This is a genomic window from Diaphorobacter sp. JS3051 (assembly GCF_015832135.1).
GTDB lineage: Bacteria > Pseudomonadota > Gammaproteobacteria > Burkholderiales > Burkholderiaceae_C > Diaphorobacter > Diaphorobacter nitroreducens.
In genome coordinates this window covers 4,208,638-4,229,515 of sequence record NZ_CP065406.1, presented here as the reverse complement: position 1 = coordinate 4,229,515, position 20,878 = coordinate 4,208,638, and the positions used below count along the sequence as shown (strand labels likewise).

14 protein-coding genes and 1 pseudogene are annotated in these 20,878 nt (G+C 70.3%); 11 read left to right on the top strand and 4 right to left on the bottom strand.

All coding sequences use genetic code 11. The features are described 5' to 3' along the window. Positions 1–132 precede the first annotated feature (132 nt). The gene (gene xdhA / locus I3K84_RS20140) at positions 133–1,656 is read left to right on the top strand and encodes a xanthine dehydrogenase small subunit (RefSeq protein ID WP_103739155.1); all 1,524 of its coding nucleotides are present in this window, start codon (positions 133–135) and stop codon (positions 1,654–1,656) included. Next, positions 1,653–4,058, top strand: coding sequence for a xanthine dehydrogenase molybdopterin binding subunit (gene xdhB / locus I3K84_RS20135; RefSeq protein ID WP_196995248.1), 2,406 nt, complete (start codon positions 1,653–1,655; stop codon positions 4,056–4,058). Before xdhA ends, xdhB begins: the two co-directional genes overlap by 4 nt. A gap of 35 nt (positions 4,059–4,093) precedes the next feature. Here xdhB and I3K84_RS20130 read toward each other — a convergent pair whose 3' ends face one another. Continuing rightward, complete coding sequence (locus tag I3K84_RS20130; RefSeq protein WP_196995247.1) at positions 4,094–6,196, bottom strand: diguanylate cyclase; 2,103 nt, start codon at positions 6,194–6,196, stop codon at positions 4,094–4,096. A gap of 247 nt (positions 6,197–6,443) precedes the next feature. Continuing rightward, a complete protein-coding gene (locus I3K84_RS20125; protein WP_047351073.1) occupies positions 6,444–7,067 on the bottom strand; it encodes a Crp/Fnr family transcriptional regulator in 624 nt (207 codons plus the stop codon). Between the two features lie 255 nt (positions 7,068–7,322). Between I3K84_RS20125 and I3K84_RS20120 the strand changes: the two are divergent. The 3 genes and pseudogenes from I3K84_RS20120 to I3K84_RS20110 all read left to right on the top strand — a co-directional run bounded on the left by I3K84_RS20120 (position 7,323) and on the right by I3K84_RS20110 (position 11,258). Continuing rightward, positions 7,323–8,345: pseudogene (locus I3K84_RS20120) on the top strand (porin). Positions 8,346–8,567: 222 nt separating this feature from the next. Then, on the top strand, positions 8,568–10,400 hold the full coding sequence (locus I3K84_RS20115; RefSeq protein ID WP_196995246.1) for a phosphodiesterase: 1,833 nt from the start codon (positions 8,568–8,570) through the stop codon (positions 10,398–10,400). A gap of 420 nt (positions 10,401–10,820) precedes the next feature. After that, positions 10,821–11,258 (top strand): HIT family protein, encoded by a 438-nt coding sequence (locus tag I3K84_RS20110; RefSeq protein WP_015913835.1) that lies wholly within the window; start codon positions 10,821–10,823, stop codon positions 11,256–11,258. Positions 11,259–11,265: 7 nt separating this feature from the next. Here I3K84_RS20110 and I3K84_RS20105 read toward each other — a convergent pair whose 3' ends face one another. After that, positions 11,266–12,255, bottom strand: a complete 990-nt coding sequence (locus I3K84_RS20105) for a 2-hydroxyacid dehydrogenase (protein ID WP_196995245.1) — start codon at positions 12,253–12,255, stop codon at positions 11,266–11,268. 144 nt (positions 12,256–12,399) lie between these two features. Here I3K84_RS20105 and I3K84_RS20100 point away from each other — a divergent pair, with 144 nt between their 5' ends. The 3 genes from I3K84_RS20100 to I3K84_RS20090 are packed head-to-tail and all read left to right on the top strand — an operon-like array spanning position 12,400 to position 15,291. Next, on the top strand, positions 12,400–13,656 hold the full coding sequence (locus tag I3K84_RS20100) for a multidrug effflux MFS transporter (protein WP_172207733.1): 1,257 nt from the start codon (positions 12,400–12,402) through the stop codon (positions 13,654–13,656). Next, positions 13,646–14,617 carry a tRNA (adenosine(37)-N6)-dimethylallyltransferase MiaA gene (gene miaA / locus I3K84_RS20095; protein WP_196995244.1) on the top strand — a complete coding sequence of 324 codons (972 nt, stop codon included), beginning with the start codon at positions 13,646–13,648 and terminating at the stop codon, positions 14,615–14,617. Before I3K84_RS20100 ends, miaA begins: the two co-directional genes overlap by 11 nt. Continuing rightward, the gene (locus tag I3K84_RS20090; RefSeq protein WP_196995243.1) at positions 14,614–15,291 is read left to right on the top strand and encodes an ABC transporter ATP-binding protein; all 678 of its coding nucleotides are present in this window, start codon (positions 14,614–14,616) and stop codon (positions 15,289–15,291) included. The genes miaA and I3K84_RS20090 overlap by 4 nt, the downstream gene beginning before the upstream one ends. Here the strand turns inward: I3K84_RS20090 and I3K84_RS20085 are convergent. Next, entirely contained in the window at positions 15,288–15,716 is a 429-nt protein-coding gene (locus tag I3K84_RS20085) for an Hsp20/alpha crystallin family protein (protein ID WP_196995242.1), read from the bottom strand. The genes I3K84_RS20090 and I3K84_RS20085 overlap by 4 nt on opposite strands. 135 nt (positions 15,717–15,851) lie before the next feature. Here I3K84_RS20085 and I3K84_RS20080 point away from each other — a divergent pair, with 135 nt between their 5' ends. From I3K84_RS20080 to I3K84_RS20070, 3 genes are read left to right on the top strand one after another with little or no spacing between them, the layout of a single operon-like run. After that, entirely contained in the window at positions 15,852–18,485 is a 2,634-nt protein-coding gene (locus I3K84_RS20080) for an ABC transporter permease (RefSeq protein ID WP_196995241.1), read from the top strand. Between the two features lie 9 nt (positions 18,486–18,494). Continuing rightward, positions 18,495–19,586: a PLP-dependent cysteine synthase family protein gene (locus I3K84_RS20075; protein ID WP_196995240.1), complete on the top strand. Its 1,092-nt coding sequence runs from the start codon at positions 18,495–18,497 to the stop codon at positions 19,584–19,586. Beyond that, positions 19,586–20,728, top strand: coding sequence for a lipocalin-like domain-containing protein (locus I3K84_RS20070; protein WP_196995239.1), 1,143 nt, complete (start codon positions 19,586–19,588; stop codon positions 20,726–20,728). Before I3K84_RS20075 ends, I3K84_RS20070 begins: the two co-directional genes overlap by 1 nt. Positions 20,729–20,878 lie beyond the last annotated feature (150 nt).

Sequence of the window (20,878 nt, the reverse complement as noted above, 5' to 3'; positions counted from 1 at the left end):
GCATGCAGCGCCGACCCACCGGGCGCCAGCAGCTACTTTTTTTATAGCAAACCGTCGGCCACCAACCACGCCGGCGGGGTTGTGTGTACCGCCCTATGGTCAAGCCGGCGCCTGCGGCATACCCTTGGGTACATGACAACGCCCCGCCCCATACGCTTCGTCCGCCGCGGCCGCACCGTGCAGTTGCACGGCATCGCGCCCGACCGCACCCTGCTGGAGATTCTGCGCGAGGACCTGGGCGCCACCGGCACCAAGGAGGGCTGCGGCGAAGGCGACTGCGGCGCCTGCACCGTGGTGCTGGGCGAGGCGCGCCAGGGCCGCATGCACTACCAGGCCGTCAACAGCTGCATCCGCCTGGCCCATTCCATCGACGGCATGGCGCTGTGGACGGTGGAGGACCTGGCGCACGACCCGCTGATCCGGCCCGCGTCCGGCCCAAAGGGCAGCGCACTGCACCCCGTGCAGGAGGCGCTGGTCCAATGCCACGGCTCGCAATGCGGGTTTTGCACGCCGGGTTTTGCCATGAGCCTGTTCGGCCTGTACCAGAACGAGGTCTGCCAGAACCGAGGCATCACGCGCGCGCAGGCGGCCGAGGCACTGTCGGGCAACCTGTGCCGCTGCACGGGCTACCGCCCCATCCTGGATGCCGCACAGCAGATGCAGCAACTGCCGCGCGTGCAGGTGGACGAAACCGCATTGCTACAGCAATTGGAGCTACTCGCGCTTGCCCCGCAAGCGCTAGAGGCCGATTTCTCTTATATCTCGCCGGCCACGCTCCCTGATCTGCTGGCCGCGCGCGCCGCCCACCCCGACGCGCAACTGGTGGCCGGCGCCACCGACCTGGGCCTGTGGATCACCAAGCAGCACCGCCGCTTCCCGCGCCTGTTGGACGTGACGCGCGCCGCGGAACTGACCGGCGTGGTCGAGCACGACGGCCAGCTCACGCTGGGCGCGGCCGTATCGCTCACCGATGCCTTCTCTGCGCTGCAGGCCCGCTGGCCGCAACTGCACCGCTTTGCCGCGCGCTTTGCGGGTCTGCCGGTGCGCAACAGCGGCACGCTGGGGGGCAACGTGGCCAACGGCTCGCCCATTGGCGACTCGATGCCGCTGCTGATCGCGCTGGGGGCGCAGGTGGAGCTGGCCAGCACGCGCGGCAGCCGGCGCATGCCCCTGGAGGATTTCTACACCGGCTACCGGCAGAACCAGTTGGCAGCAGACGAGCTGCTCACCTTCATCCACCTACCTCTGCCCACGCCGGACCAGGGGCTGGCGGACCAGCGGCTGGCGGCCTACAAAGTCTCCAAGCGCTTCGACGACGACATCTCTGCCGTGTGCCTGGCCATCCAGCTGCGCATCGAAGGGCAGACCATCACCCAGGCGCGCATCGGCGCGGGCGGCGTGGCCGCCACCCCGGCACGCGCCCGCCAGACCGAGGCTGCGCTGACCGGCCAGCCCTGGACCGCCGCCACGGCGGAGCGCGCCGCCGCCGTGCTGCAGGCCGAATTCAACCCCATCAGCGACATGCGCGCGAGCGGCGCCTATCGCCGTGAAGTGCTAGGCGCGCTGGTGCGCCGCTTTTGGCGCGAGACCCGCGGCGGTGCGGAAACCCCAGCGCTGGAGCGCCTGCAACCCCTGACGCTGGAGGCCACGCCATGAAGCGCGATGACGACCACGCTCCCACTGCGCGCACGACCGCTGGCCGCGCGGCCGCTGGCAACCCACCGGCCATGACCCAACCCGCGATGGGCCAGCCCGCCATGGGCCAGCCCGCCATGGGCCAGCCCCACGCGCACGAGAGCGCACGCGCACAGGTGGCGGGCAGCGCCCACTACATCGACGACCTGCCCGAGGTAAAGGGCACGCTCTACGCCGCCCCCATCCTCAGCACCGTGGCGCACGGGCGGCTGGAAAGCGTGGACACGCAAGCCGCGCTGCAGCTCGCGGGCGTGCACGGCGTGGTGCTGGCACAGGACATTCCGGGCGATCCGGTACTGGCGGCGTTCGCCCATGATGAGCCGGTGTTCGCGCAGGCTACGGTGCAACACATCGGCCAGGTGATCGGCCTGGTGGTGGCCGATTCGGTGATGCAGGCGCGGCGCGCGGCGCGGCAGGTGAAGCTGAGCATCACCGCCCTGCCCGCCATCCTCACCGTACGGGACGCCTTGGCCGCCGAGAGCTATGTTCTACCGCCCGTGCACGTGCGCCGGGGCGACGCGGCCCAGGCGCTGGCGCAGGCGCCGCACCGCCTGCAGGGGCGTCTGGAAGTCGGCGGGCAGGAGCATTTCTATCTGGAGGGTCAGATCGCCTATGCCCTGCCGCAGGAACAGGGGCAGTGGCTGATCCACTCCAGCACCCAGCACCCCGGCGAGGTGCAGCACTGGGTGGCGCATGCGCTGGGCATCGACAGCCACGCGGTGCGCGTGGAGTGCCGGCGCATGGGCGGCGGCTTTGGCGGCAAGGAAACGCAGGCCGGCCACCTGGCCGTGTGGGCGGCGCTGGCGGCGCACAAGTTCGGCCGGCCCGTCAAGCTGCGCCTGGACCGCGACGACGACTTCATGGTCACCGGCAAGCGCCACCCCTTCGCCTACGAATGGGATGTGGGCTTTGACGACGCCGGGCGCATCACCGGCCTCAAACTGATGATGGCCGCCAACTGCGGCTTCAGCGCCGATCTGTCGGGCCCCGTAGCCGACCGCGCGGTGTTCCACTGCGACAACGCGTACTTCCTGGAGCATGTGGAGATCGCCTCGTACCGCTGCAAGACGCACACCCAGAGCCATACCGCGTTCCGCGGCTTTGGCGGGCCGCAGGGGGTGATCGCCATCGAAACCATTCTGGGCGACATCGCCCGCGCCCTGGGCCGGGACGCGCTGGACGTGCGCCTGGCCAACCTCTACGGGCTGCATGAGCGCAACGTGACCCACTACCTGATGACCGTGGAGGACAACATCCTGCACGATTTGCTACCGCAATTGGAGCAGTCCGCGCTCTACAGGCAACGGCAGGAGGCCGTTTCGGCATGGAACGCCGCGAACCCCGTGCTCAAGCGCGGCTTGGGCCTGACGCCGGTGAAGTTCGGCATCAGCTTCACGGCCACGCTGTTCAACCAGGCCGGGGCGCTGGTGCATGTGTACACCGACGGCAGCGTGCAGGTGAACCACGGTGGCACCGAGATGGGCCAGGGCCTGCACACCAAGGTGGCGCAGATCGTGGCCGATGAGCTGGGCGTGCCCCTCTCCCGTGTGCTGGTCACTGCCAGCGACACCGGCAAGGTGCCCAACGCCAGCGCCACCGCTGCCAGCAGCGGCACCGACCTGAACGGCCGCGCCGCGCAGTTCGCGGCCCGCCATGTGCGCGACAACCTGGCGGCGTTCGTCTGCGGGCTGGACGGCTGCGGCGCGGGCGCCATCCGCTTCGCGGGTGGACAGGTCATATCCCCCAAGCGCACGCGGCGCTGGGAGGACGTGGTGAAGGAGGCCTACGCCAACCGCATCCAGCTGTGGAGCGACGGCTTTTACCGCACGCCCAAGATCCACTACGACAAGACCACGCTCACCGGCCGGCCCTTCTACTACTTCGCCTATGGCGCCGCCTGCACCGAGGTGGCCATCGACACCCACACCGGCGAGAGCCGCGTGCTGGCCGTGGACATCCTGCACGACGTGGGCCACAGCATCAACCCGGCCATCGACCTCGGCCAGATCGAGGGCGGTTTCGTGCAGGGCATGGGATGGCTTACCACCGAGGAGTTGGTGTGGAACGACGAAGGACGCCTGGCCACGCACGCCCCCAGCACCTACAAGATCCCCGCCACGGGCGACGTGCCCGAGCACCTGCGCGTGCAGCTGTGGCACCAGCCCAACCGCGAGGACAACGTGGGCGGCAGCAAGGCCGTGGGCGAGCCCCCGTTCATGCTGGCCATCAGCGTGTACGAAGCACTGCGCAATGCAGTCGCTGCGGCCCGGGGGGACGGCGGCGCCGATGCGCGCGCGCCCGTGCAACTGAGCGCGCCCGCCACGGCAGAAAACGTGCTGCGCGCGATCGGGCGGCTGGAGTAACCCGCCGCCGTGTGCGGCCATGCCAGCCGAGCCGTTCAGGCCGGTACCTGCACGCTGCCTACGGCGATGCGGTTGCGCCCGGCGCGCTTGGCCTGGTAGCAGGCCATGTCGGCGGCGTAGAGCAGCGCCGCCACACCGTGCGCACCGGGCGCCAGCGGGACCAGCCCCACGCTCAGGCCCAGGGTGAAGCTGCGCCCGCCATATGCGGGCTCCCACGCCTGCACGGCGGCGCGCAACTGCTCGGCCACGGCCTGCCCGCGCGCCAAGGAGCTGCCGGGCAGCACGATGGCGAACTCATCGCCGCCCACGCGCGCAGCCCAGCCGTTGTGCCGCACTTCCGATTCGAGCAGACGTGCCAGATGGTGCAGTACGTCATCGCCCGCATCATGGCCGGCAACGTCGTTGACCACGGTGAAATGGTCCAGGTCCATGAACAGCAGCACCCCGCCGTCTTCCTCCGGCACACCCCGCGGGCCCCGCGCAGCACGCGCGTCCAGCAGCATCTGCAGGCGCAACTCAAACTCCGCGCGGTTGAGCAGTTGGGTCAAGGGGTCGTGGGCGCGCTCCCAGGACTGCTGCTGGCGCGCTGCACGCTCCGCAGTGAAGTCCTCCAGCGTCCACACCAGGCCGCTGGCCGGCACGCCGGGCTCCACCAGTTGCCCCTGCGCGCGCACCCACAGCGTGCTGCCGTCCTTGCGCAGCAGCGGCAGTTCGCCATCGAAGCTGCCGTGGGCCGCAAACCGCGCACGCACCTGCTGGGCCACATCCACTGCGCCGGGCGGCGAGGCCAGCAGATCCGTCAGCCGGCGCCCCTGGAGCTGCGCCGGCGCATAGCCCAGCATGCGGCCGGCCTGCTGGCTCACGACCTCCACCTGCTCGTCGCGGCTGACGACGATGCCCAGCGGCACGTGCGCCAGCACCGCACGCAGCTGGCGCGCCGACGCTTCCGACCCGCGCTGTTGCAGCCGCCGGTGTTCCAGCAGCCGGGTGCAGACGCGCACCACATCGTCCACCTCGCCAGGGCTGTGCGGCCATGGGCCGTCATGCCCGGCGGACCCGCCCGCCGGCGCACCAGCGGCCTCCGCGTCCATCAGCGCTCGGGCACGCTGGCGCAGCAGGATCAGCGGGCGCGCGATCCACAGCATGGCGCCCAGCGCCAACAGGGCCACCAGCGCCGCGGCCGCGGCCGCGAGCGCCCAGGCCCGGCGCTGGACGCCCTGCATTGGCGCCAGCACGGCCTGCGAAGCGCTCACCCGGGCCACCACCCATTGCGGCATGGGCACGCTGGCCAAGCTCACCACATGGTCCGCCTGCACGGTGGTTTGTGCGCGCCCGGCCAGCGGTGCATCGTCCGCACGGCGCCAGCGCGCATAGGCCTCGCCCAGGCCGGGCTCATCGGCCACCTGGCCCAGCACGCGCTCCATATTGGGGTGCGCCAGGATCACCCCGTCGCGCGTGAACACCACCAGCTGCGAGTCGCTGCGCGCAGGCAGCGCCAGGGAATGCGGCAGCAGTCCCTGCGATTGCAGCCGCAGCACGCCCGCCACGGCCCCGATGACGCGCCCCTCCCCCCGCAGCAGCGGCATGGTGAACATCACGCGCGCCTCGGCCGGCGTGGCGCCGATGAGGCCCGACACCAGCGGCTTGCCGTCCAGCAGCGTGCGCACGAGGTAATCGCGCTCGCCCGGGTCCAGACCCGAGGCCTTTTCCAGCTTGCCATAGCGCAGGTTGATGGCGAGGTTGCCGTCCTTGCGCGCAACCTGGATGGCGTCGAAGAAGCGCACGGCCGGCAGGCCCTGCTGCAGCAGCCATTCCAGCGACGCGGGGGACTCCAACAGCTCGGGGGTAATGCCCTCGGCCACGGTGGCAAGCACCTTCTGGCTCTGCTCGATCTTGCTGGCCAGCAACCGCGCCACCAGTTCCACCTCGTCGTTCTGCTGGCTGACCAGGCGCTGCATGACCTCCTGGCCCGCGGCGCGCGACAGCACCCACACGGTGAGCATTGCGCAGAGCACGATGGCCAGCGCCGCCACCGCCAGCAGCTTGCCCACCAGCGGACCGGGCAGCCATGCGAAGCCTTCAGGCTCCCGCTCGGGCGCCACGTCTTCCCACGCGGCAACATGCTCGGGCGGTGTCATGGGCGCTCCGCGTTCGAAGCGCCCGAAACGAGAGGATCGAGGAAGGCGCGAACCATGGTCGTAGGGGGACTGCCTCACCAGAGGCTCGAACCAATATACGCAGGCACCCCCAGCTCCAGACTGGGTGGAACCCTGGGACGGCGCGGGAAAAACCCTGACGCCTCAGGCCTTCAGGTAGAGAGTGGTAACAACTGGATGCAAAAGGGCCGCCGCAGCGGCCCCATCGGGCGGAGTGCCCAGCGTGTGCTCAGGCGCCGGCCACCATCTGCAGCGCGCGGGGCTGCGGCAGGCTCAGCACGTTGCCCGTGCCAGCGATCAGGCCGTGCTCGCGCAGATGGCGCAGCACACGCGAGAGCGTCTCGGGCGCAATGCCCAACTGCGCCGCAATCAGGCGCTTGCGCTGGTGCAGCGTAACGCGCAAGCCGCCGTCTTCACTGTTTTGCGCATGGCGCAGCAGCCACTGGGCGCAGCGGGCTTCTGCGTCCTGGGCCAGGCGGCTCACGGCCAGTTCCGTCTGTTGGCAGTAACCGGTGGCCATGTCGCGCAGCAGCGCCTGTGCGCCCACGGGCAACTCATCAAAGGTGCGCTTGAAGTCCTCCAGCGGTAGCCGGCGCAACTGCACGCGGGTGTCCGCCACCATGTCCACGGCGCAGGGCTGCTCCAGCAGCGCGGTGGCGGCGTCGAGCCAGAACGGCCCTTCGACCACACCAAGCTGGTGGCGCATCACGCCGTCCTCGCGCACGCCCAGCAGCACGCGGCCACTGTCAAGGTAGAGCACGGACGCAGGTTGTTGGTGGCGCTCACGCAGCACCTCGCCCGCGGTGGCCACCTCGATCTGTGCGGACTGGTCGGAGGACGGTAGGGGGAACATGACCGCCACTGTGCCGGCGCACCGCCCGTCCTGCTTTGAGCGAAATCAAAAGTGAACGTGCAACCGCCGGCGTGCCGGGCCGCCTCACGCGCCGTTCCGGCGGGTCCGGGCGCAACAACTTGCGTTCGCAGTGTTGCAAAAACACGAAAAAGGCTGGCGGCATGATGTTTGCTTGACCACAATCGCTGCCTGACACGAAACCGTCATAACAACCCCTGCGCCAGCCGCGCATCCCCGCCCTACAGAGGAGAACCCATGTACCGCCATTTGATCGCCCTTGCCGCCGCCACGCTGTGCGCGGCCACGGCGCACGCCCAAACCTCCGTCACGCTTTCGGGTCTGACCGACGTCTACGTCGGCTCCATGAAGATGGCCGGCGACGCCGACCGCCGCTCGGTGGTCAATAGCGGTGGCATGACTACCTCGTGGTTCGGCTTCACCGGCTCCGAAGACCTGGGCGGCGGCTTGAAGGCCAACTTCCAGCTCACCTCGTTCATCCAGGTGGATGCCGGCACGCAGGGCCGCTTTCCGGGCGATACGTTTTTCTCGCGCGACGCCAACGTGAGCCTGTCGGGCAGTTTTGGCTCCGTGCTGCTGGGCCGCTGGATGGCACCCAACTTCCTGCCGTCCGTGGTGGGCAACCCGCTGGGCGACTCGTTCACGTTCTCGCCGCTGATCCTGCACAAGAACGTGCCGCTGTTCAACGCCTCCGGCTGGCAGGCCACGACCCCATCCGACACAGGCTGGAGCAACCAGATCGCCTACAGCACGCCCGACATCGGCGGCTTCAAGGCCAACCTGCAGTACCAGTTCGGCGAACTGCCGGGCGATAACGGCAAGAAGAACGTCGGCGCTAATTTCTTCTACTTCGGCGGCCCGCTGACGCTGACTGGCTAATACGAGCGCGACCAGATCAGCAACCCCGGCCAGGGCACCTACCTGGGCACGACCAAGAAGGACTGGATGCTGGCCGCAGCCTACGATTTCAACGTCGTGAAGCCGTACCTGAGCTACGGCCAGACCAAGGCCGACAACAGCCCCGGCAAGGCCAAGACGATGCAGGTCGGCGCATCGGCCCCGCTGGGCGGCGGCAGCCTGTTGGCTTCCTGGGTCAAGACCGAGCTGACGGACTCGGACCTGGACCGCAAGACCTTCACGCTGGGCTATGACTACAACCTGTCCAAGCGCACGGACGTGTACGCGATGTACATGAACGACAAGATCACCAACCAGTCCACGGGCAACAGCTTCGGCGTGGGTATCCGCCACCGGTTCTGACGAAGCCGGCCCTGTCGGCCACTGCACGGCACGCGGCGCATGGCGCCGCGTGCTTTTTTTTCGCCTGCAAATACCAATGAAAAGTGGCCCTGGCGCTCACGAAAAGAGCGCCGGCAGCTATCAATTCAATACTGTCCATCGCCCTTGCCAGGCGCATGCGCGTCACGGGCCTGTCACCCGGAAGGCCTACGCTCCCCTTTTAACAGTTACCAATTGCTACCGATGCCTGATGCTCCGCGGCTGTCTCTGCGCGCACTGCTGCCTTCGCTGTCACCCAGGGTGCGGCGGGGCGAAGGGCCGCTGGCGCGGCTGCTGCGCGCGGGTGGGCTGCACTGCGTATTCCAGCCCCTGGCCGACCTGCGCGAGGGGAACATCTATTCACACGAGGCGCTGATTCGCGGCCCGGAAAACTCGGCGCTGCAGTCGCCCGACGCCTTGCTGGCCCAGGCACGCGCCGAAGACCTGCTGCACGACTTCGAACTGCTGTGCGTCGCGCAGGCACTCACCCAATGGGGCCAGCAGGCCACGCCGGGCCGGCTGTTCGTGAACATCAGCGCCGACGCGCTGGTCTGGGGCGTCGGGCTGTGCGGCGCGGAGCCTCTGGCCCACGTGGTGCGCCGGCTGGGCGTGTCGCCGCACATGGTGGTGCTGGAGATCACCGAGCACGAGCGCGTGCACGACCTGGTGCCGCTGCGCGACGCACTGCGCCAGGTGCACGCCAGTGGCATGCGCCTGGCGCTGGACGACTTCGGCGACGGCCATTCCAGCCTGCGCCTGTGGTCGGAGGTGCGCCCCGACTTCGTGAAGATCGACAAGTACTTCACGCGCGACATCGGCCAGCACCCCGAGAAGCTGCAGATGCTGCAGGCGATCCGCGGCATTGCCGAAGTGTTCGGCACCACGCTGGTGGCCGAAGGCATCGAGACCAGCGACGAGCTGCGCGCGCTGCGCGACCTCGATATTTCCTACGGCCAGGGCTACCTGCTGGGCCGGCCCGCGCGTACCGCTCGCCTGGCGATCGAGCCGCCCGCGCTGGCCGTGCTGCGGGACCGCCGCGTGGCCGTGCTGCCGCACGGCGGCCAGCCCATGCGCCCGGGCATCCTGCGCAACCTGCTCATGGCGCAGGCGCCCACCGTCACGCCCTGCACCAGCAACGACGCGGTGGCCGAGCTGTTTCGCACGCATGGCGATCTGCACGCCATTGCGGTGCTGGAGGGCGAACGCCCCGTGGCGCTCATCAACCGCCAAGAGTTCATGAACCACTACGCCACGCTGTACTTTCGCGAGGTGCACGGCCGCAAGCCCTGCATGGCGTTCGCCAGTACGTCGCCGCGCGTGGTGGAGATGGACTGCGACGTGGAGCATCTGGTGGGCATCCTCACCTCGCAGGACCAGCGCTACCTCAACGACGGTTTCATCGTCACCGACAACGGGCGCTACGCGGGCCTGGGCACCGGCGAGCAACTGGTGCGCGGCGTGACCGAAGCGCGCATCGAGGCCGCGCGCCACGCCAACCCCCTCACCTTCCTGCCCGGCAACATCCCCATCAGCCTGCACATGCAGCGCCTGCTGGACCACCGCGCGGCCTTCGTCGCCTGCTACGCCGACCTGAACCACTTCAAGCCCTTCAACGACCACTACGGCTACTGGCGCGGCGACCAGATGATCCGCCTGGTGGCGCGGCTGGCGCTGACGCACTGCGACCCGCGGGCCGACTTCGTGGGCCATGTGGGTGGTGACGACTTCATGCTGCTGTTCCAGAGCAGCGACTGGCTGGCGCGCTGCCAGCGCATCGTGGACTCGTTCGCGCGCGAGGCCATCGCCCTGTTCGATGAATCCGCGCGCCAAGAAGGCGGCATCTGGGCCGAGGACCGGCATGGCGTGAACCGTTTCTTTCGCTGCACCACGCTGTCGATCGGCGCGGTGCGCGTGTCGCCGGGCAGCATGGAGCATGCCGAAGAGGTGGCCAACCTCGCGGCGCTGGCCAAGCGCGATGCCAAGCAGTCGCACGCGGGCATCGCCTGGCGCGACGCCGGCCCAGGCGGGCTGGTCTGACTGCAATCGCCTTTGACGACCATCGATGCGGCGCGCGCCGCGCCGCGGGCCCAGGCCGGCGCGCACTAGGGCCTGTTCACACTATTTTTGCCAGTGCGAATGGCGTGAAAACCGCGCCAATCTAGGCGCGTGACGACGCCAAGGCCGGGGCCTTGGCTAGGAGGGCAACGACGAATGGCGCGGTTTTCACTCCGTTCCCTCCGGGTTGCGATCAAAAAGGGCCATTCGCGGCGTTGCCAAGCCTCGCTGGGGTAGCACCCCAGCTTCGTTTGGCGCCTTGCGCCTGGCCCTTTTTGATCGCAACGCATCTGGCAAAAATAGTGTGAACAGGCCCTAGGTCCTTACACTCCAGCGCGACAGGGTCGCCGCATCCCCATCCGCGGCCAACCTGGATATTCCAACCTACAGGAGAGACCGCCCGTGCCCATGTTCGTTGACACCTCGCCGCCCGGCCAATGCATCTTCTGCCGGCTGGTGGCCGGCGAGATCCCCAGTGCCAAGGTCTATGAGGACGCGCTCACGATCGCCTTCATGGACATCGGCCAGGTCACGCCGGGCCATGTCCTCGTCGCGACCAAACGGCATGCGGCCACCTTGCTCGACACGACCCCCGAAGAGGCCGCGGCGCTGATGCAGACCGCGCGCCGCGTCGCGCTGGCGGTGCGCACCGCCTTCGACCCGCCGGGGCTCACGCTGCTGCAGGCCAATGGCGCGCTGGGCGGGCAGACCGTGGCGCATGTGCACCTGCACGTGGTGCCGCGCCACGAGGACGACGGCATCACCTTCACCTGGCCACGCCAGGAGCCGCCAGCCGCCGTGCTGGCCGGTTATGCCGAGCGCCTGCGCGCGGCGCTGTAGTCCGCGGTCAGATCGGCGAGACCACGCCGCGGCCCGCAAAGTGGCCCTCGGCGTTGGCCAGGAAGCGGTCCACGCTGGCCTGCACGGCCTCGGGCGACCAGCCGGCCACGTGCGGGGTGAGCAGCACGTTGTCCAGGCCCACCAGCTCCTGCGGCGGCGCGGGCTCGCTCTCGTACACATCCAGCCCCGCGCCGGCAATGCGGCGCTCGCGCAGCGCAGCCGCCAGGGCCTGCGTGTCCACCACGCTGCCGCGCGCGATGTTCACCAGGTAGCCCTGCGGGCCCAGCGCCTGCAGCACCTCGGCATTGACGCGGTGGCGCGTGGACGCCCCGCCCGGCGTGGCGCACACCAGCACGTCGCACCAGGCGGCCAGCTCCTGCAGGCTGGGGAAGTAGCGGTGCGGCACCTCCGCGCGCGGGCTGCGGTTGTGGTAGCCGATCTCCATGTCAAAGCCTGCGGCGCGGCGCGCGATCTTGTGGCCGATGGTGCCCAGCCCGAAGATGCCCAGCCGCTTGCGCGAGACATTGGGCGGCAGGCCGATCGCGTCGCGCCACACGCCGGCGCGGCACTGCTGGTCCAGGGTGCGCATGCCGCGCACGATGGCAATCAGCAGCCCGAACGCATGGTCGGCCACGCAGTCGTCGTTGGTGCCCGCGCCGTTGGCCAACGCAATGCCGCGCGCGCGGGCGGCGTCCAGCGCCACGTTCTCGTAGCCCGCGCCGAGGGCACACACCAGCTCCAGCGCGGGCATGGCGGCGATCTCCTGCGCCGTGAGACCGACGGCGCCGATGGTCAGCACCGCCCTGAAGCGCGCGCCCTGCTGTGCGATGGCCTGGGCGCGCGCGTCGGGCGTGGGGGCATAGCAGACGTCAAAACGCTGGCCGATCTGGTCCAGGTGCTGCGGCGTCATGCCGTTGAGGATAAGCAAGGGAATGCGGGTGGTGGAGGTCACGGCGTTGCTCGAAGCTGAATGCGCGCAGTGGACTATGTTTTTCATAGCTGCTCGCGCTTGTCCATAGGGCGGTACAGGCCATTTTCATCCAAATGCGTTGGGCCTGCCCTGCGCACCGATCCAAGCCCCGGCGGGGGTGCGGGGCCTTGGGTCTTTCGCGCCATCGACTCTGCTACCCTCGCGCGCATCATGTCCGTCCCGTCCGCCGCCATCGGCCCGCAGCAGGCGCCTGCGGTACCCGTGCCTGTGCCTCCCGGCCTGGCCATCCTGGTGCTGGCCCTGCTGCTGAGCATCCAGCCCGTCACCACCGATCTGTACCTGCCCGCCCTGCCCGCGCTCACGCGCAGCCTGAACGCACCCGTGGCCGCAGGCCAACTCACGCTGTCCGCGCTGCTGCTGGCCTTTGGCTGCTCGCAACTGGCATGGGGGCCACTGTCCGACCGATTCGGCCGCCGGCCGGTGCTGCTCACCGGGCTGGCGCTGTACACGCTGGCGGCGGTGGGTGCGGCGCTGGCGCCGTCCATGGCGGTGCTCATTGCCTGGCGCACGGCCCAGGGCGTGGCCATGGGTGCCGTGGTGATGTGCGCGCGCGCCATCGTGCGCGACCTGTACACGCCGCTGGCGGGCGCACGCGCCATGTCCAAGGCGCTGACCGGCTTGGGGCTCGTGGCCTGCCTGTGCGCGCCGCTGGGCGGGTTGCTGACCGAATGGTTCAACTGGCGCGCGGCACTGCTGGCGCTCACCGGCTACGCCATGGGCACGTTGGCGCTGGTGGCGCTGCGCATGCCCGAGACGCTGCACCAGCGCAACCCGCACGCCCTGCGCCCCGCCATGCTGGCAGGCACCGCGGCGCAGGTATTGCGCACGCCCGCGTTCTGGGCGTTCTCGCTGCTCACCACGGCCAGCTATGGCGGGCTGTTCACCTTCCTGGCTGCTTCGTCCTTTGTCTATCTCGACGTGCTGGGCATTTCGCGCACGCAGTACGGGCTGGCGCTGCTGTCCACGGCCGTGGCGTACCTGCTGGGCACGCTGCTGTGTCGGCGGCTGCTGGCGCGCCAGGGCCTCAAGCGCACGGTCGCCATCGCCGGCGCGCTGTCGGCCAGCGGCGGCCTGCTGATGTTGCTCGCCGCCGCGCTGGGCTGGCATAGCGTGGCCGCGCTGCTGCCGCCGTTCTACCTCTACATGGTGGGCCACGGCATCCACCAGCCCTGCGGGCAGTCGGGCGCGGTGGGACCGTTCCCGCAGGCGGCGGGCATGGCCTCGGCGCTCAATGGTTTCATGATGATGCTGGCGGGCTTCGCCATCGGCCAGTGGCTGGGCGGGGCGCTGGACGGCAGCGTGTGGCCGCTGGTGCAAGGCGTGGCCCTGTGGTCGCTGCTGCTGGCCGCCATTGCCTGGACGCTGGTGCAGCGCCATGCCCCGCAGGAGGTTGCCCATGCCCGCTGACCACATTCCCGCGCTCGCACTGGCCGGGCCCACAGCCTCGGGCAAAACGGCTGCAGCCTTTGCGATTGCCGACGCACTTGCCCCCCGGCTGCCGGTGGAGATCATCAGCGTGGACTCGGCCCTGGTGTACCGCGGCATGGACATCGGCACCGCCAAGCCCACGCCCGCCGAGCAGGCGCGCGTGCCGCACCACCTGATCGACATCCGCGACCCGCTGCAGGCCTACAGCGCGGCCGAGTTCGTGCAGGACGCCACGCGCCTGATCGGCGAGATCCGCGCGCGCGGCGCGCTACCGCTGCTGGTGGGCGGCACCATGCTGTACTTCAAGGCGCTGTTTGACGGCATCGACGACATGCCGCCCGCCGACGCCGCCGTGCGCGCGCGCCTGGAGGCCCAGGCCGCCGCCATCGGCTGGAGCGGCATGCATGCCGAACTGGCGCGCGTGGACCCGCCAACCGCCGCGCGCCTGGCACCCGGCGACAGCCAGCGCATCCAGCGCGCACTGGAGGTGTGGCATGTCTCGGGCCGGCCGCTGTCGAGCTTTCACACGACCAAAACCGTAGCAGCCAGCGGCCGCCCGATGAGCGCTGCAAGCCTTTTTTCCTTGGAACCACACGACCGCGCTTGGCTGCATGGGCGCATTGCCGAGCGCTTTCACGCCATGCTGGCCGCCGGCTTTCTGGACGAAGTCCTGCGCCTGCGTGCGCGCGGCGACCTGCACGCCGAGCTGCCCAGCATGCGCTGCGTGGGCTACCGCCAGGCCTGGGAATCGCTGGACGGCCTGCATCCCATGGCCAGCCTGCCCGAGCGCGGCATTGCCGCCACGCGCCAGTTGGCCAAGCGCCAGATCACCTGGCTGCGCAGCATGCCCCAGCGCCATTCGATCGCCTGCGACGCGCCCGACGCCACTGCGCAACTGGTGCAGGCCGTGCGCGCGCGCGTGTGGGGTGGCGGCGCATGAGCGCCCAACCCACGTCCCTGCTGCAGGTGCGCGGCCTTGCCAAGCGCTACGGCGGGCAGGCGGTGTTCGAGGGCGTGGATCTGCAGGTGCAGCGCGGAGAGTTCGTCGCCATCGTTGGCGACTCGGGCGTGGGCAAGTCCACGCTGCTCAACTGCCTGGCGGGACTGGACCATTGGGATGCCGGTCAGGTGCTGCACGAGGGCGTAGATCTGGGGCAGTTGGACGACACGCAGCGCGCTCTGTGGCGTCGCGCCCACGTGGGGTTCGTGTTCCAGGCCTTCCATGTGTTGCCGCATCTGGACGTGGCGCAGAACGTGGGCCTGCCGCTGATGTTGCTCAACCGCCCAGATGCGCAGCGCGTGCAGCACATGCTGGCCGCCGTGGGCCTGGAAGGCCTGGGCGAGCGGCTGCCGCAGGAACTCAGCGGGGGACAGCTGCAGCGCGTGGCCATTGCCCGCGCGCTGGTGCACCGCCCCGCTCTGCTGCTGGCCGATGAGCCGACGGGCAACCTGGACCCCACCACGGCGGCGCTGGTCATGGATCTGCTCATCGCCCAGACCCGCGAGCACGGCGCCGCATTGGTGCTGGTGACCCATTCGCAGGCCGCCGCGGCGCGGGCGGACCGGGCGCTGCGCCTCACGGCACAGGGCATCCGCCCGGCAGGAACTGCTTAGTCGATCATCAGGCGCTGCGTCTTGTTGCCCTGCTTCTTGGGCAAGGTGAGCGTGAGCACGCCGTTGTCGTATTTGGCCTTGGCCTGGGTCGCATCCACATCCACAGGCAATTGGAAGCTGCGAGCCACGGCACCAAAGTAGCGCTCGCTGCGCAGCACCTTCTCGCCTTCTTTCTTCTCGTCGTGCTGGCGCACCTCGGCGCGCAGGCTGACCACGTTGCCATCGATGGAGATATGGATGTCCTCCTTGGGCACGCCGGGCACCTCGGCATGCACGGTGTAGGCGGCGTCATCCTCCTTCACATCGATCTTGATCTGCGACGGCGTGGGCAGCCCATCGCCGTGCAACGGGCGGACATAGAAGCCCGGCGCAAAGTCCTTGAAGAAATCGTCAAACAAGCTGCCACGGGTGACCAGTGAATTCATGATGAAACTCCTTCTTTCGAGAACAAGGTGAAGCGGCCCGCACGGGCCATCCGTCCGGCGGGTCGGCCCCGCCGTCTTCAGGCTATATAGGCGCTGTCGCGCCACGGTTCAAGAACCCCCGCACGTTTGAATTTGATGCAGCGCAACTCCACGCGCCGCGGCCCGCACAATCGCGGCATGCTGACCGCCCTGCTGCGCACCTTCTCCTGGCGTGCGCTGCGCCACCACCCCTGGCGCAGCGCAGCCGCCGTGGCCGCCGTCATGCTGGGCGTGGCGCTGGGGTTCGCAGTGCATGTGATCAATGCGTCGGCGCTGGACGAATTCGCCCAGGCCGTGCGCGCGGTGAACGGCCAGCCCGACCTGGAACTGCGCGCCACACGCGGCGCGCTGCCCGAATCGCTCTATGGCGAGGTTGCCCGCCAGCCGCAGGTGCGCCTGGCCAGCCCGTGGCTGGAAGTGCCGGTACGGGCGTCCGCGACCCGCGGCCAGACACCCGTGGCGCTGCGCGTGCTGGGCGCCGATGCGCTGCTGCTGCCCGCCATGGCGCCGGCCCTGGCGCCGCGTGCCTACGACGGCGCCGACCGCCTGGCCATGCTGGCGCCCGCCAGCGTGTTCCTCAACCCGGCGGCGCAACAGGCGCTGGGCCTGGGCGCCATCGACGCGCACACCCCGGCCATCACACTGCAGGCAGGCCTGGCGGCGCACCCCGTGCGCGTGGCGGGCACGGTGGCCGCGGGCGGCGCGCCCCTGGCGGTGATGGACATCGGCGCCGCGCAGGATCTGTTCGGCCGCGCGGGGCAACTCACCCGCATCGACCTGCGACTGCAGCCCGGCAGCACGCCCGCCAGCGTGCAGCAGGCGCTGGCCGCCCTGCCCGGCTGGCCGGCGGGCGTGCAGTTCGCCGCGCCGCAGGACGATGTACAGCGGGTGGACAGCCTCTCGCGCGCGTACCGCGTCAACCTCACGGTGCTGGCGCTGGTGGCGCTGTTCACCGGAGGCTTCCTGGTGTATTCGGTGCTGGCGCTCAGCGTGGCGCAGCGCGCGCCGCAGTTCGCGCTGCTGGCCGTGCTGGGCACCACGCCGCGCGAGCGCCAGGCGCTGGTGCTGCTGGAATCCTGCGCGCTGGGCCTCATCGGCAGCGTGGCCGGCATCGCCCTGGGCACGGCGCTGGCGGCGCTGGCGCTCACCCTGCTGGGTGGCGACCTGGGCGGCGGCTACTTCACCGGCGCACAACCTGCGCTGCAGTGGAGTACACCGGCGGCGCTCCTCTACGGCCTGCTGGGCGTAGCGGCCGCGCTGATCGGCGGCTGGTGGCCCGCGCGCCATGCACAGCACCTGCCGCCGGCGCAGACCCTCAAGGGCCTGGGTGCGCAGGCCGGGCGCGGCGCGCGCGCCTGGATCGGTCTTGTTTTGATAGCTGCTAGCGCTTTACTGGCAAAGCTTCCGCCAATTCTTGGCATACCGCTGGCGGCCTACGTGGCGGTGGGCCTGCTGCTGATCGGCGGCATTGCCCTGCTGCCCTGGCTGGTGCAGGCGCTGCTGGCGCGGCTGCAGCCGCTGGCGGCGGGCCATGCCCTGGCCCTGCTGGCGCTGGAGCGCGCCCGCCGCATGCGCGCCAGCGCCGCCGTGGCCGTGGGCGGCGTGGTGGCGGCGCTGAGCCTGGCCGTGGCGCTGACGGTGATGGTGGGCAGCTTTCGCGGCTCGGTCAGCCAGTGGCTGGACAGCGTGCTGCCCGCGCCGCTGTACCTGCGCGCGGCCGGCGGCGCCAGCGGCGACGAGGCCGCGGTATTCCCCCCGGATTTCGTCCATGCCGTGGCGCGCCTGCCCGCCGTGGCGCGCGTGCAGGCGCTGCGCACCAGCAGCCTGCAACTGGCACCCGACCGCGCCCCCGTCGCGCTGCTGGCCCGGCCGCTGGAGAGCGACCCGGCCCGCGCTCTGCCACTGGTGGACCCTGCGCGCCCCGTGCCGCCAGGGCGCGTCGGCGTGTATGTGAGCGAGGCGGTGGTGGACCTGTACGGCGCCCGCCCAGGCGCGGACTGGCCGCGGCTTTCAGAGGTTTTCAGGCCTCCAGCGCAGTCTGGAAAAGCGCCGGCAGCTATATTTTTCGTAGCTGGTGTGTGGCGCGACTATGTGCGCCAGCACGGCGCTATCGCGCTGGACCTGCAGGACTTCGCGCGCCTGACGGGTGACGCGCGCGCCAGCGACCTGGCGCTGTGGCCCATGCCGGGCCGCGAGGCCGGCGCGCTGCGCAGCGAGGTGCTGGAGCAGGCCCGCGAGAGTCTGGGCGCCTCGGCGGCGGATGCACTGGAATTCACCTCGGCCGATGCGATCCGCGCACGGTCGCTTGCGATCTTCGACCGCAGCTTCGCCGTCACCTACTGGCTGCAGGCGGTGGCCATCGGCATCGGGCTGTTCGGCGTGGCGGCCAGCTTCAGCGCGCAGGTGCTGGCGCGGCGCAAGGAGTTCGGGCTGCTGGCCCACCTGGGGCTCACGCGGCGGCAGATCCTGGCGGTGGTCGCCGGCGAGGGCGCGGCCTGGACGGCCGTGGGCGCGGTGGCCGGCACGCTGCTGGGCCTGGCCGTGGCGACGGTGCTGGTACATGTGGTGAACCCGCAGAGCTTTCACTGGACCATGGACCTGGCCGTTCCCTGGCCGCGCCTGGGCGCGTTGGCCCTGGCCGTGGTGGCGGTAGGCTCGCTGACCGCCTGGCTGGCAGGCCGCCTGGCCGCGGGGCGCGACGCGGTGATGGCGGTCAAGGAAGACTGGTAGTCGCCGACAATGCGGGCCATGTTGTCCCCCTCCTCTCTTTCCGCCCCGGCGGCCGGCAGCGGCTGGCTGCACGAGGCCATCGCCCGCATCGAGGCCGACTACCAGCGCAGCGCCGACACCCACCTGATCCCGCTGCCGCTGCCCGCGTTCGCCAGCGCCGGCATCGACCTGTATTTGAAGGACGAATCCACCCATCCCACGGGCAGCCTCAAGCACCGGTTGGCGCGCTCGCTGTTCCTGTATGCGCTATGCAATGGCTGGGTGCGCGAGGGTTCCACCATCGTGGAGGCATCGAGCGGCTCCACCGCCGTGAGCGAGGCCTATTTCGCGCGCCTGCTGGGCCTGCCCTTCGTGGCGGTGATGCCGCGCAGCACATCGGCCGAGAAGATCGCGCTGATCGAGTTCTACGGCGGGCGCTGCCACTTCGTGGAGCGTGCGGGCGACGTGTACGACGCTGCGCGCGCCATCGCCGCCGACACGGGCGGCCACTACATGGACCAGTTCACCTACGCCGAGCGCGCCACCGACTGGCGCGGCAACAACAACATCGCCGAGAGCATGTTCACCCAGATGCAGCGCGAGCGCCACCCGGTGCCGCGCTGGATCGTGGTGGGTGCAGGTACGGGCGGCACCAGCGCAACCATCGGCCGCTACCTGCGCTACCAGCGCCACGCCACGCAGGTATGCGTGGCCGACCCGGCGGGCTCGGTGTTCGGCGCCTACCACCGCACGGGCGACGCCACGCTCACCGCGCCGGGCTCGCGCATCGAAGGCATTGGCCGCCCACGCGTAGAGCCGAGCTTCATCCGCACGCTGGTGGACCGCATGGAGGAAGTGGCCGACGACGACTCCGTCGCCGCCATGCGCGCGCTGTCCGCCCTGCTGGGGCGGCGCGTCGGCCCGTCCACGGGCACCAACTTCGTCGCCATGCTGCGGCTGGCGCAGGAGATGCGCACGCAGGGGCAGCGGGGGTCGATCCTCTCGCTGCTGTGCGACGCGGGCGAGCGCTACCTGCCCACCTACCACGACGACGCCTGGGTGCAGCGCTGCCTGGGCGACTGCGCGGCCTCGCACGGGCGGCTGCAGGCGCTGCTGGCCTGATGATCGGGCGCCGCGCGCTGCTGGCATTCGCGGCCCAGGGCGCGCTGGGCAGTGCTGCCTGCGGCTGGGCTGCTCCCGCCTGGGCCCTGGCGCCGCGCACGCTGGCCTTCCCGCGCGACCACGGCAGCCACCCCGATCTGCGCACCGAGTGGTGGTACATCACCGGCCATGCGCAGGCCGACGAGCGGCTGTGGGGCTTTCAGATCACCTTTTTTCGCACGCGCGTGGAGGCCACGCAGGGCATGCAGTCGGCCTTCGCCGCGCGCCAGCTCGTGTTTGCGCACGCGGCGCTGACCGACGTGCAAGGCCGTCGCCAATTGCACGACCAGCGCATAGCCCGCGCGGGCTTCGGCATTGCCCAGGCGCTGGAGGGCGACACGCAGGTGCGCCTGCGCGACTGGTCGCTCACGCGCCATGCCAGCAGCGCGCCGGGCGGCAGCCGCTACGAGGTGCGCGCGCAGGCAGAAGGGTTTGCGCTGGAGCTGGACTGCGCCAGCACCCAGCCCGTGCTGCTGCAGGGCCAGGCCGGCCTGTCGCGCAAGGGGCCCGACGCGGCGCAGGCCAGCTACTACTACAGCCAGCCCCAGTTGGCCGTGACGGGCGCCATCACCCTCGCGGGCCGGCGCATGCCGGTGCAACCACTGGCCGCGCCCGCCAACCGCGCCTGGATGGACCATGAGTGGAGCGAGGCGCTGATGCACCCCGAGGCCGTGGGCTGGGACTGGATCGGCATGAACCTGCACGACGGCGCCGCACTCACCGCGTTCCGCCTGCGGCGCGCCGACGGCAGCACGCTCTGGACCGGGGGTTCCTGGCGGCCCGCAGGAGCGGACGCCGCGCAGGTGTTCGCATCCGAGGCCGTGGTGTTCTCCCCGCTGCGCCACTGGCACAGCCCGGCCAGCGGCGCGCGCTACCCGGTGCAGTGGCGCGTGGACACGCCCGCGGGCGGCTTCATCGTGCGTGCGCTGCTGGACGCGCAGGAGCTGGACAGCCGCGGCTCCACCGGCGCGATCTACTGGGAAGGGCTGAGCACGCTGCATGCAGCGCGGGCGCGGGGCGATGCGGGCGAACCGGCCGGCCCCGAGGTGGGGCGCGGCTATCTGGAGATGACGGGCTACGCGCAGCGCCTGCGGCTGGGCTGACGGCGCGGCCCGTCGCTATGCATGTGATAGCTGCCAGCGCTTTGCTTTTGGGCATTTCCACCCGGTTTGTATCTAAAACCTAGACACAACAAGCGCCGCCAGCTATCAAAAACAAAGCGGCCATGCAGGGCGGTTGCCGCGCATGGCCGA

What these genes read in the sequence shown, in the direction of transcription:
- xdhA (WP_103739155.1), top strand. Translation starts at nt 133, where the DNA reads ATGACAACGCCCCGCCCCATACGCTTCGTCCGCCGCGGCCGCACCGTG.
- xdhB (WP_196995248.1), top strand. Translation starts at nt 1,653, where the DNA reads ATGAAGCGCGATGACGACCACGCTCCCACTGCGCGCACGACCGCTGGC.
- I3K84_RS20130 (WP_196995247.1), bottom strand. Translation starts at nt 6,196, where the DNA reads ATGACACCGCCCGAGCATGTTGCCGCGTGGGAAGACGTGGCGCCCGAG.
- I3K84_RS20125 (WP_047351073.1), bottom strand. Translation starts at nt 7,067, where the DNA reads ATGTTCCCCCTACCGTCCTCCGACCAGTCCGCACAGATCGAGGTGGCC.
- I3K84_RS20115 (WP_196995246.1), top strand. Translation starts at nt 8,568, where the DNA reads ATGCCTGATGCTCCGCGGCTGTCTCTGCGCGCACTGCTGCCTTCGCTG.
- I3K84_RS20105 (WP_196995245.1), bottom strand. Translation starts at nt 12,255, where the DNA reads ATGAAAAACATAGTCCACTGCGCGCATTCAGCTTCGAGCAACGCCGTG.
- I3K84_RS20100 (WP_172207733.1), top strand. Translation starts at nt 12,400, where the DNA reads ATGTCCGTCCCGTCCGCCGCCATCGGCCCGCAGCAGGCGCCTGCGGTA.
- miaA (WP_196995244.1), top strand. Translation starts at nt 13,646, where the DNA reads ATGCCCGCTGACCACATTCCCGCGCTCGCACTGGCCGGGCCCACAGCC.
- I3K84_RS20090 (WP_196995243.1), top strand. Translation starts at nt 14,614, where the DNA reads ATGAGCGCCCAACCCACGTCCCTGCTGCAGGTGCGCGGCCTTGCCAAG.
- I3K84_RS20085 (WP_196995242.1), bottom strand. Translation starts at nt 15,716, where the DNA reads ATGAATTCACTGGTCACCCGTGGCAGCTTGTTTGACGATTTCTTCAAG.
- I3K84_RS20080 (WP_196995241.1), top strand. Translation starts at nt 15,852, where the DNA reads ATGCAGCGCAACTCCACGCGCCGCGGCCCGCACAATCGCGGCATGCTG.
- I3K84_RS20075 (WP_196995240.1), top strand. Translation starts at nt 18,495, where the DNA reads ATGCGGGCCATGTTGTCCCCCTCCTCTCTTTCCGCCCCGGCGGCCGGC.
- I3K84_RS20070 (WP_196995239.1), top strand. Translation starts at nt 19,586, where the DNA reads ATGATCGGGCGCCGCGCGCTGCTGGCATTCGCGGCCCAGGGCGCGCTG.